Below are 17,479 nucleotides of genomic sequence, written 5' to 3' on the forward strand. Positions count from 1 at the left end.
GAGAAACACTGCCGTTTCAGGCTGACAACTTAAGTAAAACTTAACTAGCCGCGACAGTGATCCGCGGCCCATTTACACAGCGGATTGCCGTTAATGAATTGGTTGTTTCGAGGTATCACCGGCTGAACAGGTGCATATAAGAGATATCAGTCGCATCGTATGTTCCTCCGGTAATAAGTTATGAAGAAGTGAAATATGGTTTAATTTTAAACAACACTGATTATAAAACAAGCACATAATTGCCAATACAGAAACAAAACAATTATCTTCTGTATCCAGCCTCATGGGTTGGCACGAAACTGAAATATTCATCTAACTGACTATAATATTTAGAGAAAGCTACCATGAACGCAACGGAGGTAATGTCGCTACGTCAACTCACCCCTGACGAAAATGGCGCGGCGGCGGGACTAAGTCATGCTTATTCAATAATCGATACATCGTCGCTCGAGAAACCCCTAGCTCTCTGGCTGCCGCAGAAATTTGCCCCTTATTATTTTCCAATACACTCAGCAATGCACTACGCTCAGAGTCTTCTCTGATTTTTTTAAGGCTCTGCTTATCATCAGCCAGCCGCGGTAAGTCAAAATGATCCGATAATAGCTCTTTCCCTTCCGCTAAAAGAATTGCTCGCTTAATTTGACTAATGAGCTCCCTGACATTTCCAGGCCAAGAATAGCTGGATAACAGCTTTTTACTTTCACTACTAAGCTGTTTCGCCTGACTGTTATATTGTCGAGAAAACTTCAACAATAAATACTCTGCTAATAAGATGATGTCTTCCCCGCGATCCCGCAATGATGGGACGCTTAAGCTCAATACGTTCAACCGGTAATACAGATCTTCACGTAGCGTGCCTTCTTCCAATAGTTCCTCCAACGAGTAACGCGTTGAAACAATCAAACGTACATCTGATTCGACTTGGTGCCCGTCAACAGACATAAAGTGGCCATCTTGTAGGAAACAAAGTAGCTCTTGCTGCCGCTCATCGTCTAACGACGAAATTTCATCGAGAAATAACGTGCCTTTATTCGCCACGTTAAAACAACAGTCTCCACCCAGCACATGGCTATCATCAACTAGCCAGTCAGATCTCAATGTTTCGCAATTAATACCTATAAATGCCGATTTTGCCCTTGTTGAACCTTGGTGGATAGCTTGAGCAACCAACTCTTTGCCTGTGCCGATTTCACCAAGTACAAACACTGGCATATCGGCAACAGCCATCCGCTTGACTTGATGGCGAAGCTTTTTCATGGCGGCTTGATCACCTTGTAATCCGTGCTGACCAAACTGCCCCAATTCAGGCCATACTCGCCGTTCCAGCTGCAGCATACCTAGCTGATGACCAATGGTTTTAAGTAACTGAGATTCAGGTACGGGCGCAGTAAAATAGTCGATACAGAAACTGACAATAAACTGGCAAATCGCATCATTGCTAAGCTGATCTTCTCGTGCAACAGCTAACCAACGTGCCTGTTTATTGCGATTAACTACGCCGGCGATCCCAGCTAAACTAAAGTCATCTCGAGTGAGATCCACAACACCGATACAAGGCCCAACCTCTAGCAGCAAGGCTTCCGCGGTACGCAAGTCATAGCAACGATGACATAGCCAACCAACCTTCTCTAGCGATGCTATCCAAGGAACATCACCGCCTCCAAGGACGACCAACGTCCCTAATACCGAACTATGCTTATTCGATACCCTTTTCATCAACACCTTCCTTTGCGAGCGCCAAGGACAAAGCCTTTATTCAACGATAGCACCTTATTTAAACCAAAAATATTTAGCGAATCATAATTGGCCTACAACACCAAGTGCAACAAGTTTGCTATCGTAAGTATAGCTGGCTATCAACTTTCGTATAAATTGTGGTACCAAAACGCAAAAAAGCGCCCAAAGGCGCTTTATTCCGAACACAATGTTGCGACTTAACTCACTGTCACAGCTTCTGGCTGCTCAGCTTGAGATTCAACACCGATTTCATTCTCACTTTTTGCCACAATTGTATTAACCGCAGTATCACCAACAACATTTGAACTCGTACAGAACATGTCATTAATACGGTCGACAGCGGCAACAATTGCCAAGCCTTCTGGCGGTAAACCTAGTTGGTGAAGCAATACACCGACCATGACAACACCACCACCCGGTACGCCACCAGCACCAATTGAAAGCAATAGAATAGTCAGACCCAATGTAAAGATATCGGCACTATTAATTGGCTGACCAAAGGCATTTGCGACAAAAATCGTTGCTAGTGCGATATAGATAGAAACGCCTGACATGTTCATCGTTGCACCCAATGGCACACCAAAGCCAGCCACTGATTTAGAGACACCAATCTTGTCTGTCAACGTGCGCATGGTAACTGGAATTGTCGCGTTTGAACTTGCTGTCGATAGAGAGAACAAGATCTGCTCGCGGGTATGACGAAGAAATTCCGATGGCTTGATGCCTGTTGTCAGACCAACCATCATTGGGTAGAAGACGAAAATCCAGAACACCAGCATTGCAACAACCAAGGCGACATAACCAGCTACTGACATCAAGGTATTGGCATCAAGTGTCGCACCCAATTGGATCATCAGGGCAAATACACCAAACGGTGCCAGACTCATCACAAGGCCAACTAACTTCATCATGATTTCGTTAGCCATTTTAAACGTTTTAATCGCTGGGCCACCACGGCTATCAAGCGCCTGAATTGCAAGACCTGTCAGGATCGCCATGAAGATAATTTGCAGCATATCTCCGCTGGCAAAAGCTTGTATTGGATTACTCGGTACGATGTTAACGATCAAAGAAAAGATATCAGGTGTTTCTGTAGTGGTCAGCTCAACCGCTTCAGACACCGTGCCTGCAAGGTTCGCATCAGCGCCCGGCTGGAAAATCATGCCCACCGTTAATGCTGCAGTGATCGCGATGATGGTGTTAATAATGTAAAGGGCAAAAGTTTTACCACCGAGGCGACCGAATGCCGTGATGTCTTTAAGATCAACAATACCGCATACAATCGAAACATAAACCAAAGGCACGACCAACAACTTGATCAGTGATACAAACATCCCACCAGCACCTTCAGCTAAGCCAAGGGCATAGGTATCCATTAATGTAACGCCGTTAAACAAGTACTGAATTGCCGTACCAATAATCAGACCGGCAAACAGTCCTACAAATATCTTTCCTGATAGCGATTTCTTCATCGTCCATCTCCAGTTGGTTGTGCTTGTTAATATCTTGTTTACTTCCCATTCCCACTGTAAACCGTAGGATTGGCCGACATTTTACATAGCCAAACAAAAGATGAAAGACGCTTGGTTACATTTTTTAAACAAATGAAACACAAAATCAAAGAGTATTCATTAACTTTAAAAACAGAACAATTCACTAAACACCATGAAAAACCGTCACTTATTCACATGGTAAATAGAATAAAGCATGGCAGAATGTCATTCTGTTTAGATTAGGTTGAAATAGCGAAATTGTGCATCCGATCACAGTGTAAAATCGACAAACAGGACAAAAAGTAAACTATTTCCACTATTGGAAATATAGTGATGGACTTGAAATAAGTGAGGGCTTGGAGAGAAAAGTCATAATGGCGACGAAAAAAAACCACCTCGAAAGGTGGTTTTCAAAAACAAATATCGCTTGAAATTAAGCGTTGTTTTGCGGGCGCATCGCAGGGAACAGGATCACATCACGAATGGTATGCGTGTTGGTAAACAGCATTGCTAAACGGTCAATACCAATACCTTGGCCAGCCGCTGGCGGTAAGCCGTGCTCTAGTGCGGTAATGTAATCAGCATCGTAGAACATTGCTTCGTCATCACCCGCATCTTTCGCATCAACCTGTGCTTTAAAGCGCTCATCTTGGTCTTGAGCATCGTTAAGCTCAGAGAAACCATTTGCAACTTCACGGCCACCGATGAAGAACTCAAAGCGGTCAGTAAAGAATGGGTTGTTATCGCTACGACGTGCAAGCGGTGAGATATCTGCCGGGTAACCCGTGATGAATGTTGGTTGAATTAGCTGTGGTTCAGCTGTTTCACCAAAGATTTCTTCAAGTAGCTGACCGCAAGTCCAGAAGCTTTCCACTTCAACATGAACAGATTTCGCAATCTTAACCATTAGGTCGCGATCTTGAACGCCTTCTTCTGTTAGCGCTTGGATATCTGCATGATCTGGATTGTAGTGTTTGATAGCATCAAGCATTGTCATACGTGCATATGTGCCGCCAAACTCAACCATTTCATCGCCGTAAGGCATCGCAGATGAACCAAGTACTTCTTTCGCAACCGTCGATAGCATCTCTTCCGTCAGATCCATCAGATCTTTGTAATCTGCGTACGCCATGTAGAATTCCATCATGGTGAATTCTGGATTATGACGTGGCGATAAACCTTCATTGCGGAAGTTACGGTTTACTTCGAATACTCGCTCGAAACCACCAACAACCAGGCGCTTCAGGTAAAGCTCTGGTGCAACACGCAGGTACATATCGATGTCTAGCGCGTTATGGTGCGTGATGAATGGACGTGCTGTCGCACCACCCGGGATCACGTGCATCATTGGTGTTTCTACTTCCATGAACTGCTTAGAGACCATGAAGTTACGGATAGCGGTTACCAGCTTAGAGCGGATAATAAACGCAGTACGAGAATCTTCGTTAACGATCAGATCAACATAACGCTGACGGTAACGCATCTCTTGATCCGTAAGACCGTGGAATTTCTCTGGTAAAGGACGAAGTGCTTTGGTTAACAATTCGTACTCATTCATGTTCACGTAAAGATCGCCTTTACCTGACTTATGCAGTGTACCTTTCACACCGATGATGTCACCGATATCTAGACCAGAATACTTTTCTTTTAGTTCTTTCTGTACGTCTTTCGCAGCGTATGCCTGAATACGACCAGAAACATCTTGAATAGCTAGGAATGGACCACGCTTAGCCATAACACGGCCAGCAATAGCAACAACGTTGCCTGCTTCTTCTAGCTCTTCTTTATTCAATTCGCCAAATTTAGCCTGCAGGTCTGCCGCTAGGCTATCGCGACGAAAATCATTCGGGTGGCCATTTGCTTTGCAGTTCCCGCGAATCATATCCAGTTTCGCGCGACGCTCAGCAATCAGCTTATTCTCATCTTGTAATTGATCAGTCATGGGTTAACCTTAAATGTTTTAACCGAAGTTCGGTTACAGACCTGATTTCAGGCTGGCTTCAATAAAACGGTCTAAATCGCCGTCAAGTACTGCTTGGGTATTTCGATTTTCTACCCCAGTACGTAAATCTTTAATGCGGGAATCATCCAATACGTATGAACGAATTTGGCTACCCCAACCAATGTCTGACTTAGAGTCTTCATTGGCTTGCTTCTCAGCATTTTGCTTTTGCATCTCAAACTCGAACAGTTTTGCTTTCAACTGCTTCATCGCTTGTTCTTTGTTCTTGTGCTGAGAACGGTCATTCTGACACTGCACCACAATGTTGGTTGGAACGTGCGTAATACGTACCGCTGATTCCGTGGTGTTTACGTGCTGACCACCCGCTCCTGATGCTCGGTATACATCGATACGTAAATCAGAAGGGTTAATTTCAATGTTAATGTTGTCATCAACTTCTGGGTAAACAAACGCAGAAGCAAATGATGTATGACGACGGCCACCTGAATCAAATGGGGATTTACGCACTAAACGGTGAACACCGGTTTCAGTGCGTAGCCAGCCGTAGGCATACTCACCTACAAGGCGAATAGTTGCTGATTTTAGACCTGCAACATCACCAGCAGAAACTTCGATGATCTCAGTTTTAAAACCTTTCGCATCTGCCCAACGTAAATACATACGTAGCATCATCGATGTCCAGTCCTGAGCTTCTGTACCGCCCGAGCCTGCTTGTAGGTCGATGTAACAATCTGATGCATCGTATTCACCCGAGAACATGCGGCGGAATTCAAGCTTAGCTAGCTTTGCTTCCAACTCGGCCAGTTCAGGCTCAATTTCATCAAATGTTTCTTGATCGCCTTCTTCTACCGCTAATTCAAGTAAACCCGCAACGTCTTCAACGCCTTGGTCTAGTTGATCGATAGTTTCAACCACGGCTTCTAATGCTGCGCGTGATTTACCTAGAGCTTGAGCGCGTTCAGGCTCATTCCATACTGCTGGTTGCTCTAGTTCTGCATTGACCTCTTCTAGTTGCTCTTTCTTAGCATCATAGTCAAAGGTACCCCCTAAGGATATCAGTACGTGCTGACACATCCTCAAGTCGGTTTTTAATTGGATTAATCTCGAACATTGCCACTCTTCATCGCCGAAATGATCATAACCGAAGGATTCTATCGAATTGTAGATAGAATATACAGAGGAGAAGAAAGGTTATCGGTGATTTTATTTTTCTAGCTTGGTCACAGAAACAGATAACTTACGAACTTGAAATATTCTGTTTACTCTGATTTGTCAGCAGGTAGCCGTATCACTACCTGCTAATATGACTCACACCGCCAATTTCTGGTATTTCGAACAAACCAGTACGGTGTTAATTCGCCTACAGGGCCGAGAGGTGCTCAATCATTAATTGGGCGCTGCAATTGCCACGGAACTCGTTCACATCTAAACGGTATACCAATTCAACTTGCTGTACCGACGCATCAGGCCAACGACGTACATCAATATTAAACGCGATACCATCAATAACCCCGCCTCCCTCTAATGGCTCAAGCATCACTTTCAGGTGTTTCCCGCCGACTAACTTTTGATGCAGTAAACGGAAACGGCCATCAAACATGGGTTCAGGGAATTGTTGTCCCCACGGGCCACCAGCACGAATAAGCTCAGCAGTCTGCAAGTTAAGCTCTTGCGAATTCAATGCGCCATCTGTCAGTAAAACACCTTTTAATGCATCACTATCGAGTTCTTTACGTACTGCAGCATCAAAAGCTTGGCTGAAAGCATCCAATTTATCTTCAGACACGGTTAGTCCAGCGGCCATCGCATGACCACCAAACTTGAGGATCATCCCAGGATTTTGGGTATCAATGGAGTCGAGTACATCACGCATGTGCAATCCAGGAATGGAACGGCATGAACCTTTGATTTCTCCCTTACCCGCATCGGCAAAAGCTATGACTGGTCGGTGGTAAAGTTCTTTGATCCGTGAAGCTAGAATCCCTATCACTCCCTGATGCCAATCGCGTTGAAACAGTACTAAACCGTAAGGCATATCCTGTTTATTAAACTTAAGTCGCTCACAAATCGCGAGGGCTTCTTCTTTCATTCCCTGTTCAATTTCTTTACGGGTTTGGTTTAAAGCATCTAACTCTGATGCCATTCGACGCGCTGCTTGAATGTTGTCACACAACAACAACTCAACGCCAAATGACATATCATCCAATCGCCCTGCGGCATTGATCCGCGGGCCAAGTGCAAAGCCTAAATCGCTGGCAACTAAACGCGCCGGATCACGATTGGCAACTTCAATCAGCGCTCTGATCCCCGGTCGGCATTTACCAGCACGAATACGCTGTAACCCCTGATGCACCAAAATACGGTTGTTGCCATCTAACGCCACAACATCTGCCACGGTGCCCAGCGCAACCAAATCTAATAGCTCTGCCAGGTTCGGCTCAGCAATACCTTGAGCGGCAAACCAACCTTCTTTACGCAAGTCAGCCCGTACCGCCAGCATAAGGTAAAATGCAACACCAACCCCACACAGTGCCTTTGATGGAAAGTCACACTCATGCAGGTTGGGGTTAACAATGGCATCAGCCTCGGGCAATGTATCACCGGGTAAGTGATGGTCAGTTACCACCACTTGGATCCCTTTCTCTTTTGCCGCTGCAACACCAGAAATAGACGAGACACCGTTATCAACCGTCATGATCATTTCTGCACCACGAGCCGCTGCCTGCTCAACCACATCAGGGCTTAAGCCATAACCATCTTCAAATCGATTCGGTACTAAGTAATCGACATTTCGGCTCCCGAGCATTCTAAGCGCAAGAACAGATAAGGCTGAGCTGGTTGCCCCATCGGCATCAAAATCACCCACAACAATGATCCGGCGCTGCTCAGCCAAGGCCGCTTTTAGCAAATCAACCGCAGGCTGAATACCATGCAGCTGATTAAAGCCCAGTAAGTGGCGAGCCCCTTTTTCAAGCAGGGTTTCATTGATAATCCCTCGACTCGCATAAATGCGCTGCAACAAGGGATGAGTGGCATCAGTAAACTGGCTGGTATCCGCCTCAGGACGGCGCTTTATCTCAATCATCAGGATAATCTTATTGGCAGGAAATTCAGTGATTAGAATCGGTCAAAATTCTTACTTATGTTAGGCATTATACGCAAATTGCCTCAACATGCTTACTCAGAAAGCAGTCTCGCTTGGAAAAAAACAACCCGAGCCAGCGAACTGACTCGGGTTGTCGAATAAAGCATATTGGGTGATTAGATTAGCTTTTGCTATCTAGCATCTTGCGCAGCATATCGGCTGGCTGATAACCCGGTAGCATCGTACCGTCGGCTAACACCATCGCAGGCGTACCACTCACGCCCATTGCAACACCAAGTTGATAATGCTTACGAACAAGATCCTCACGTTGTTTCACACCGCTAGGGTCAAAGCTGCCGTTTTTCGCATCATTCATCGCCTCTGCTGGGTTCTTTGCTCCCCAAATAGCGCTCATCTCACCAAAGTTACGTGAGCGTTCACCGCCACGGGGGAAGGCAAGGTATCGGATAGTAATGCCTGCATCATTATAGGCTTGCATTTCATTATGCAGTTTGCGGCAATAGCCACAGCTGGTATCGGTAAAGACGGTGACGACATACTTTTCATCTTTTGCTGGGTAGATGATCATTTCATCTTCCATGCCAGCTAGCTTACCTTTATTCTGCTCCGCCATCTTTTGTTCTGTCAGGTTTAGCGGCTGTACACCATCATTCTGATAAAGGTGTCCAGCAAGGAAATAGCCACCATCGTCAGATACATACACAATGCCACGCTCAGTAACCACTTCGTTAATACCCGGAAGTGGCGAGGAGCTGATCGACACTGGCGTAAGCCCAATACCACTCAGCTTACTTGTGATCGCGGCTTCATCAGGCTTGGCTGATGCTGTAAAGGCAGTCATAACCACCGCTGTCGCAAGTAACGTACGGCCAAAAAAGCGCATTCGACGATTTCCTTTCAAAATAAAATAAGATACAGAGTAAGACCTTAAGAGGCTAAAAAACTTTCAAAGTTCAATAAAAACTTACCCTCGAATTTATCATTATAACCAATCCTAATAACAAGCAACCAGTATAAAGACACATAAAACACTTAGGCTCTTGGGTGATGCGTACCATGTAGCTGTTTTAGTCGCTCGGAAGCAACGTGTGTGTAAATTTGTGTTGTCGACAGATCACTGTGGCCAAGTAGCATCTGGACTACACGCAAGTCAGCCCCATAGTTAAGAAGGTGCGTCGCAAAGGCGTGGCGCATCACATGGGGTGAAAGCGTTTCGGAGTCGATACCTGCAATAACCGCATAATGTTTAATTCGATACCAAAAAGTCTGACGTGTCATTTGTCTTGCTCGTCGGCTAGGGAATACAACATCAGAGCTTTTTTCCCCCAATAACTGAGGGCGACCAGAATCGATAAATTGCTCAATCCAGTCTATGGCATTTTCCCCCATAGGCACGAGGCGCTCTTTATCGCCTTTACCCGTCACCCTTACAACCCCTTGCCGCAAACTGACGTTTTCCATCGTCAAGCTCACCAGCTCAGTAACACGCAATCCCGTCGCATAAAGCAGTTCTAACATCGCTTTATCACGTAGCTCGATAGGATCATTGGGATCGGGGGCGTCAAGCAGCGCATCGACTTGCTCTTCTGTAATATCTTTGGGTAAGCGTTGAGGTAATTTCGGACTGACCAGCATCGCACTCGGATCATCATCACGTACTTTTTCACGATGCAAATACTGGAATAAACGACGAATAGCAGAAACCATGCGGGCACGTGATGTTTGCTTATAGTCAGCATCAAACAGCCACTGCTGATAACGCTGCAGATCATCGACCGAAATGTTATCTAAACTCAGCCCCTGATCATCCACCCAATTTCCCAATTTTTTGAGATCGTTACGATACGACATCAGCGTATTTTCTGATAGTCCTCGCTCCATCCACATCGCATCGAGAAACCGCTCGATGATCACATCATCATTTTCCACTCAAACCTCAATATTCCTACGACTGTGATTTGGCAAGCCATCACCAAACACATGGATAAATACACAGTGGTTATATGGTAGTCGATTTCCCAAATAAAGTAACGACTCTTTGTTATTGGGCGAGAACGGCCTTCGATTTGACTCAATATTAGTCAAGCGACCAGAAGCTAGGTAGAATCGTTATTATTATTGTTTACCCGCAACACATTGGACTCGCAGTATGAAGATTGGCTTATTCTATGGCTCTACCACTTGTTATACCGAAATGGCAGCGGAGAAGATCCGTGAGTGTATTGGTGACGAACTGGTCGAACTGCATAACATCAAAGAAGCAGATATCAGTACCATGAACCAGTTTGACATGCTGATTCTGGGTATCTCGACGTGGGACTTTGGTGAGCTGCAAGAAGACTGGGAAGCGGTGTGGGAACAACTAGACGGGTTACAACTTGATGGTAAGGCCATCGCGCTGTTTGGTTTAGGAGATCAAGAAGGCTATACCGAATGGTTTCTTGATGCGATGGGTATGCTGCATGAAAAATTACTACCGACTGGTGCTAATTTTGTGGGCTACTGGCCTAATCAAGGCTATGAGTTCGAGGCTTCTAAAGCCCTAACTGAAGATAAAGAATACTTTGTTGGCTTAGCATTAGATGAAGACACTCAATTTGAGCTCAGTGATGACCGCATTACAACATGGTGCGAACAAATTTTGACGGAATACAGCGAGACGTTATAAGCAATACATCTGTTGGCTTGGGTACATTACTGGCTAGCAAATAAAAACGGGATGCCAAGGCATCCCGTTTTAGCATTACTTAACCATTAAGCTGCTTGGCGCTCTTGCTGAGTACTCTTTTTCGCACCAACGAAATAGGTAATTACAAGGGCAGCAAAGGTCGGCATTAACCATGCCATGCCGTAGTCAAACAGAGGCAACACTCGGAAAGCAGACACATTAAAGCCAGCCACTTTTGCCGCATCAATCAAGCTAAATGACAATGCAACAATCATTACCACGCGGTAAGACAATTGAGGGTTTGGTAGCCACTTACGAATAAACGTAAGAATAACTAATGCCATGGCAATTGGGTAAAGTGCAAATAATGCAGGTAACGATAGAACAATCAATTGATTCAGCCCAACGTTTGCAACGACACAACACGCAACTGATAGTAATACAACCCACTTTTCGTAAGACCAGCTTGTTAGCGATGAGAAATACTCAGAGCACGCGCTGATCAAGCCAACTACCGTCGTTAAACATGCCAACAGTACGATTAATGACAGCATCATCTGACCCGCTGGACCAAATAACGCAGCAACGTAGATGGCTAAAATGTCACCACCGTTAGACGCACCCGCAGCAATGTTGACGCTGGTTGCACCTAAGTAGAATAGCGAGATATAGACAAACGCCAGACCAGAAGCAGCAATTAAGCCCGCAAGAATAAGGTATTTGCGTGTTGCAGCCTCATCCGTTACACCTTTACTACGTACAGCATCCACAATCACCATACCAAATAGCAGTGCAGCAACAGCATCAAGCGTGTTATAGCCCTCAACAAAGCCTTTAATAAATGGCATGTCGATATAGTCACCTTTCGCCGCTTCAATTGCATCTTGCGGGTTAATCAGTACAGAAACGGCTAACACAATCAGTGCAACAAACAGAATTGGCGTTAGGAATTTACCCACTAAATCCACCAAGTTGCCACGAGAGCGAGAAAGGAACAGCGCAATAGCAAAAAAGACAATAGAAAATAAAGTTAGGCTAAGCTGTCCAGCATCGGTAATAAACGGTTTTACGCCCATCTCGTAGGCAACAAGCCCAGCACGAGGTGCAGCAAACGCAGGGCCAATGACAATAAAAATCATCACCGCAAGGAAAGTGGCCACTTTCGACGGTAGATCTTGTGTCATGCCTTTCCAGCCGCCAGCAACAGCAACGGCAATGATTGCCACTAACGGTAGGCTAACACCCGTAGAAAGAAAACCCAGCATTGCCGGAATTAAATGATCACCAGCTTGTTGGCCCGCTTGAGGCGGAAATATGATATTACCTGCGCCAAGGAAAAATGCGAAGGTCATAAAACCCAACGCCATGATGTCTGTTACTTTGAGTGTTTTTTTCAAACTGCACCTTCCACTCGTTAATGATGATATGTCTGCATGTGTTTATAAGAATTATTAATTTTTTTGACCACAAAAAGTTAAAACTGAATGTGACCTTACTCACAGCATAATGACCAAAAAGCGGACAATAAGCAACACACCAGTCAAAAACACCACAATATAAGGAGGTGCGACTTAAAAACCAGTCATATGTTCCAATGTGAAATATCAGATCGGAACATTACACCGATAAAAAACACTTATGGGAAAGATAAAAAACAGAACTAATAACTATATAACATTAATTTAACAGCAAGTTACAATGACCACGAGACGAACAAACAGGCTATAATAATGAGTCAAAAAGTTTACCGCTACAGGGTATAAAATGACAAAAGGCTTCACATTCAAACAGTTCCACATCAATGACCATGACTGTGGTATGCCTGTCAGTACTGATGGTGTTCTACTGGGAGCATGGGCTAAATTAAACCCACACGGTATCATCGCTGATATTGGAACAGGCAGCGGCTTGCTCGCCCTCATGGCGGCACAACGTACCCAAGCATTTACCCCCTCAATTTTGGCTATCGACATCGATGATAAAGCGGTTGCAGCAGCACAACGTAATTTTGCTGATTCACCGTGGCCAACACTATTCACAGGGTTAGTAGGAAATATCGTTGATTGGCGCGCGAATCAGCCAGCTGGTTGCATCGACACCATCCTATGTAATCCCCCTTACTTTAACAGCGGTGAGCAGGCTAACTGCCAAGCCAGAGCAACGGCTCGCCATACCGATTCACTCTCACACCAAGATTTACTCGATAGCATCAATCACTTGTTATCAGACACAGGTGTAGCCAATTTAATTTTACCAGAGTACGAAGGTCGTCAACTCATTACACTGGCAAACACATTATCGTTAAACTGTTTGCGCTTATGTGAAATTCGCTCTACCGATAAAAAACCAGTCAGTCGATTACTGATCTCGCTATCGAAAGTGCAGAAAGAAACCGTGACAGAACAACTGGTGATCCATCAACAAGGCCAATACTCCGCTGACTTTATTGCCCTAACTCACGACTTCTACCTTAAGATGTAGATAGGCTTTGTGGTTATCATCAAGTTTTCCTACTTTTATCCTTGATTGTTGCCTATAATGCCGCCCCTTATAGATTTAGCCTGAGCCGGCAACCAACCGGTAGTAACGGGTATCAGCCTTATTCCCTAGGAGAAATGACTGGTGAGAGACTTTTCCGAATTAGAATTAGATAGTGAGCTGCTGCAAGCCATTGATGAAGCTGGCTACGAGCGTCCAACAGCCGTTCAAGCCGAGGCAATCCCTCATGCGCTAGATGGCCGTGACGTATTGGCTTCCGCTCCTACCGGTACCGGAAAAACCGCCGCGTTTCTTCTGCCAATGCTTCAGCACCTTCAGGACTTTCCACGTAAAAGACCTGGGCCAGCCCGTATTTTGGTACTAACACCTACACGAGAGCTAGCAATCCAAGTTGCCGATCACGCACGTGCACTATCGAAATATACCAACTTAAAAGTATTCACGATTACTGGTGGTATTTCTTACGATGAGCACGCAGAACAGCTTGGTAAAACCCAAGACATCGTTGTGGCTACACCAGGCCGTTTAATGGAATACATCGAATCTGAGCGTTTTGATTGCCGTGCGATTGAATGCTTAATTTTAGATGAAGCCGATCGCATGCTCGATATGGGTTTTGCTAAAGTGGTCGAGCGCATCAACCACGAGTGCCGCTGGCGTCGTCAGAGCCAGCTCTTCTCTGCAACACTCGAAGGTAAGGGTGTACGTGATTTCTCGCAAAAGATTTTAACCGAGCCGGTTGAAGTCAATGCAGAACCACCACGCCGTGAACGCAAGAAGATCCATCAGTATTACCACCGTTGTGATTCAATGACTCACAAGCTGGATCTACTCAAGAGCATTCTTGACGAAGCTGAGCGTACAATCATTTTCGTCAAGACACGTGATCGCTTAGGTGAGCTTCGTGATCAGCTAGCTTCAATGCAAATTGACTGCTGTTGGCTACAAGGTGAAATGGCACAAGTTTCACGTAACAATACCATTCGTCGTTTCCGCGAAGGCGAAACGAACATCATGCTAGCAACTGATGTTGCTGCTCGTGGTATCGACTTACCTGATGTAAGCCACGTTATTAACTTTGACATGCCACGCACCTCTGATGTTTACCTGCACCGTATCGGTCGTACTGCCCGTGCTGGTAAAAAGGGGATTGCGGTTTCATTGATTGAAGCACATGACCAGTCGATGATTGAGCGTGTGAGCCGTTACATGAAAGAAGAGGTGCCAGAGCGCTTCATTGAAGGCTTGCGCCCTGCACACAAAAAATCGGCGACAGTGAAAAAGAAAAAGAAAAAAGACACAAAGAAAAAAGTCGTCGCTAAGAAGAAAAAATCAAAAAAATAAGCGCTATAAATCGCGCGAAGGTTAAGACCTAAATAAAAACGGGCTGGTGATATGATCACCAGCCCGTTTTATATTCGCCGATTAGCCCGTAAGGCCAACCTCATTTAATTCAATCATTACTGCTCTTCACGCTTAAAGACCAACTCGGTCGATGTCGATTCTGCTGGTACAAAATAGTATCCCGCCGTATCGAAAGCTTGCAGCGCTTCAATTGTATTAACTTTATTATCAAGAATATAACGGGCCATCATGCCACGTGCTTTCTTGGCATAAAAACTGATGACTTTATAGGTACCATTTTTACAATCTTTAAATACTGGCGTGATGATTTGACCATTAAGCTTCTTCGGCTTCACCGACTTAAAATACTCATTCGAGGCTAAGTTAACCAGTATATCGTCACCTTGCTCTTCCAATGCCACATTCAGTTTTGCAGTTATAATGTCGCCCCAGAACTGATACAAGTTCGTACCACGCTGATTGGCAAGTTTCGTCCCCATCTCTAAGCGGTATGGCTGCATTAAATCTAATGGTTTTAATAAACCATACAAACCAGAGAGCATACGTAAATGTTGCTGAGCATAAGCAAACTCACTCTCATCCATGGTTTCTGCGGCAAGACCAGTATATACATCACCTTTAAATGCCAAGATGGCCTGACGCGCATTGTCAAACGTAAACTCTGGCGTCCATTCAGCAAAGCGAGCAGCATTCAGCCCTGCAATTTTATCGCTCACTTTCATCAAGCTGGCAATCTGAGCAGGTGTTAGCTCACGACAAACATCAATAAGTTCAGCAGAGTGATCAACAAGATCAGGCTGAGTATATGTTTGCGTAGCCAAAGGTGATTCATAGTCTAGGGTTTTCGCGGGTGAAACCACAATAAGCATAAGGATTTCCTTTTTAAACTGACACTTGAAGGTTACCACCAACGCAAAAAAAAACCACGTGATTGTCACGTGGTCTTTTCTATTACTTCCATCGACATTTTCAATGACGATGTAATCAATCTATAAGTATTCGTCTTTTTTCGACTGATCCCAGATGCCTTCTTCAAGCTGCTCATGCAGTTCTGGGTAGTCGTTACTATCAAATGTCGGTACTTTTCCTTGGGCTAACTGTTTATTGTAATCTTTGGCCAGTTTCACCGCCGTACCAGACAATAAGACTATCGCGATTAGGTTAATGAGCGCCATCATGCCCATAGATACATCTGCCATTGCCCATACCGTAGGCAGATCAGCCACCGCACCAAACATCACCATGCCGAGCACCACTAAACGGAAAAGAGTCAGCCCTATTTTATGGTTATGCTTTAAGAAAATCAGGTTAGTTTCTGCATACGAATAGTTTGCGACTAACGACGTAAATGCAAAAAAGAAAATAGCAACGGCGATAAATATGGCGCCCCAGCCACCCACCTGCGAACTCAACGCACGCTGCGTGAGTTCTATCCCTGTAATTTCACTGTGGGGCACATATTCGCCCGACATTAAAATGATCGCGACAGTCGCTGAACAAATGACAATTGTATCCATAAAAACCCCCAACATCTGTACATAACCTTGAGAGGCTGGATGTGGTGGATACGGTGTCGCAGAAGCGGCGGCATTAGGTGCTGAGCCCATACCCGCTTCATTCGAGAATAAGCCTCGCTTCAAACCGTTGATCATGCCTTGGGCAATGGTATAGCCCAAAGCCCCAGAGGCCGCCTCCTCAAGGCCGAAGGCACTACGGAAGATCAAACTCAGCACATCTGGCAGCTTCTCAATATTACTGAACATAATGAATAACGCGAGTAGCAGGTAACATAGCGCCATCGCAGGAACAAGGATTTCAGCGGTGCGGGCAATAGTACGCAGTCCACCAAAAATAATGACTCCAGCCATTATCACCAGCACGACCCCAACATAGGCTGGGTTCCACCCAAAGGCCACATTCATCGCCAACGTAATCGAGTTTGCCTGTACCGAATTAAACACCAAACCAAAGGCAATGATCAGAAAAATAGAAAAGACAACGCCCATCCAGCGCATGCCTAGCCCTTTCTCCATATAATATGCAGGCCCGCCTCGATAGTTGCCATTATCGTCTCGGGTTTTATACAGCTGGGCGAGTGCACTTTCTGCAAATGCCGTGGCCATACCCAGCATCGCAATCAACCACATCCAGAAAATAGCACCAGGACCTCCGAGCGTTAAAGCAACGGCAACCCCGGCCATATTACCGGTACCAACACGGGCAGCAAGACTAGTACAAAGTGCCTGAAAAGACGAAATTCCGGCCTTGTCAGATTTACGGCTATTTTTCATCACACTAAACATGTGACCAAAATGACGAAACTGAATAAAGCCCAAGCGATAAGTAAAAAATACGCCAACACCGATTAACAAATAAATCAGTACAGAGCCCCACAACAGATCGTTTAAAAAATTAATCTGACTTGACACGTCTACCTCTTAAAATTCAATTCAAACTAATGGCTGAACCCGTACAGGTTGAACCATTAGAAATATTAGTCATAGCAAGTGCCAGCTGATTGATACAAACAGCATAAACAGCGAGTACTACAACCTTAGTTTTATTATGTAATAAATGACAGTAACTGCGATCACGGGTATCTCCGTACTGCACTGCCGACACAGTTGTATTGTTATCGTTATGTAAAT

General features: G+C 45.0%; 13 protein-coding genes. 3 read left to right on the forward strand and 10 right to left on the reverse strand.

The features are described 5' to 3' along the window. Positions 1 to 378: 378 nt before the first annotated feature. The 7 genes from L4D78_RS07595 to xerD all read right to left on the reverse strand — a co-directional run bounded on the left by L4D78_RS07595 (position 379) and on the right by xerD (position 10,228). Positions 379 to 1,716, reverse strand: coding sequence for a sigma-54-dependent transcriptional regulator (locus tag L4D78_RS07595; protein ID WP_428466345.1), 1,338 nt, complete (start codon positions 1,714 to 1,716; stop codon positions 379 to 381). Between the two features lie 218 nt (positions 1,717 to 1,934). Beyond that, on the reverse strand, positions 1,935 to 3,209 hold the full coding sequence (locus tag L4D78_RS07600; protein WP_428466346.1) for a dicarboxylate/amino acid:cation symporter: 1,275 nt from the start codon (positions 3,207 to 3,209) through the stop codon (positions 1,935 to 1,937). 454 nt (positions 3,210 to 3,663) lie between these two features. Then, positions 3,664 to 5,172: a lysine--tRNA ligase gene (lysS, locus tag L4D78_RS07605; RefSeq protein ID WP_428466347.1), complete on the reverse strand. Its 1,509-nt coding sequence runs from the start codon at positions 5,170 to 5,172 to the stop codon at positions 3,664 to 3,666. Positions 5,173 to 5,205: 33 nt separating this feature from the next. After that, positions 5,206 to 6,304, reverse strand: a protein-coding gene (gene prfB / locus L4D78_RS07610) for a peptide chain release factor 2 (RefSeq protein ID WP_428466348.1) whose coding sequence is annotated in 2 segments (ribosomal slippage) — positions 5,206 to 6,228 and positions 6,230 to 6,304 — 1,098 coding nt in all. Because the reading frame shifts where the segments join, the coding sequence is not laid out codon by codon here. A 249-nt stretch (positions 6,305 to 6,553) separates the two neighbouring features. Then, positions 6,554 to 8,278, reverse strand: coding sequence for a single-stranded-DNA-specific exonuclease RecJ (recJ, locus tag L4D78_RS07615; RefSeq protein ID WP_428466349.1), 1,725 nt, complete (start codon positions 8,276 to 8,278; stop codon positions 6,554 to 6,556). Positions 8,279 to 8,459: 181 nt separating this feature from the next. Next, positions 8,460 to 9,182 carry a bifunctional protein-disulfide isomerase/oxidoreductase DsbC gene (gene dsbC / locus L4D78_RS07620; protein ID WP_428456434.1) on the reverse strand — a complete coding sequence of 241 codons (723 nt, stop codon included), beginning with the start codon at positions 9,180 to 9,182 and terminating at the stop codon, positions 8,460 to 8,462. A gap of 149 nt (positions 9,183 to 9,331) precedes the next feature. Continuing rightward, positions 9,332 to 10,228: a site-specific tyrosine recombinase XerD gene (gene xerD, locus L4D78_RS07625; RefSeq protein WP_428466350.1), complete on the reverse strand. Its 897-nt coding sequence runs from the start codon at positions 10,226 to 10,228 to the stop codon at positions 9,332 to 9,334. A 220-nt stretch (positions 10,229 to 10,448) separates the two neighbouring features. Here xerD and fldB point away from each other — a divergent pair, with 220 nt between their 5' ends. Then, on the forward strand, positions 10,449 to 10,967 hold the full coding sequence (gene fldB / locus L4D78_RS07630) for a flavodoxin FldB (RefSeq protein WP_428466351.1): 519 nt from the start codon (positions 10,449 to 10,451) through the stop codon (positions 10,965 to 10,967). A gap of 86 nt (positions 10,968 to 11,053) precedes the next feature. Here fldB and brnQ read toward each other — a convergent pair whose 3' ends face one another. Continuing rightward, positions 11,054 to 12,364: a branched-chain amino acid transport system II carrier protein gene (brnQ, locus tag L4D78_RS07635; protein ID WP_428466352.1), complete on the reverse strand. Its 1,311-nt coding sequence runs from the start codon at positions 12,362 to 12,364 to the stop codon at positions 11,054 to 11,056. Between the two features lie 367 nt (positions 12,365 to 12,731). Here brnQ and L4D78_RS07640 point away from each other — a divergent pair, with 367 nt between their 5' ends. Together L4D78_RS07640 and srmB are read left to right on the forward strand one after the other, a co-directional pair. After that, positions 12,732 to 13,448: a tRNA1(Val) (adenine(37)-N6)-methyltransferase gene (locus L4D78_RS07640; protein WP_428466353.1), complete on the forward strand. Its 717-nt coding sequence runs from the start codon at positions 12,732 to 12,734 to the stop codon at positions 13,446 to 13,448. A 141-nt stretch (positions 13,449 to 13,589) separates the two neighbouring features. Beyond that, positions 13,590 to 14,810 carry an ATP-dependent RNA helicase SrmB gene (gene srmB, locus L4D78_RS07645; RefSeq protein WP_428466354.1) on the forward strand — a complete coding sequence of 407 codons (1,221 nt, stop codon included), beginning with the start codon at positions 13,590 to 13,592 and terminating at the stop codon, positions 14,808 to 14,810. 116 nt (positions 14,811 to 14,926) lie between these two features. Here srmB and yaaA read toward each other — a convergent pair whose 3' ends face one another. After that, positions 14,927 to 15,700: a peroxide stress protein YaaA gene (gene yaaA, locus L4D78_RS07650; RefSeq protein ID WP_428466355.1), complete on the reverse strand. Its 774-nt coding sequence runs from the start codon at positions 15,698 to 15,700 to the stop codon at positions 14,927 to 14,929. Between the two features lie 120 nt (positions 15,701 to 15,820). Then, a complete protein-coding gene (locus L4D78_RS07655; protein ID WP_428466356.1) occupies positions 15,821 to 17,260 on the reverse strand; it encodes an alanine/glycine:cation symporter family protein in 1,440 nt (479 codons plus the stop codon). Between the last annotated feature and the right edge of the window lie 219 nt (positions 17,261 to 17,479).

The organism is Photobacterium minamisatsumaniensis (assembly GCF_050336695.1).
Classification (GTDB): Bacteria; Pseudomonadota; Gammaproteobacteria; order Enterobacterales; family Vibrionaceae; genus Photobacterium; species Photobacterium minamisatsumaniensis.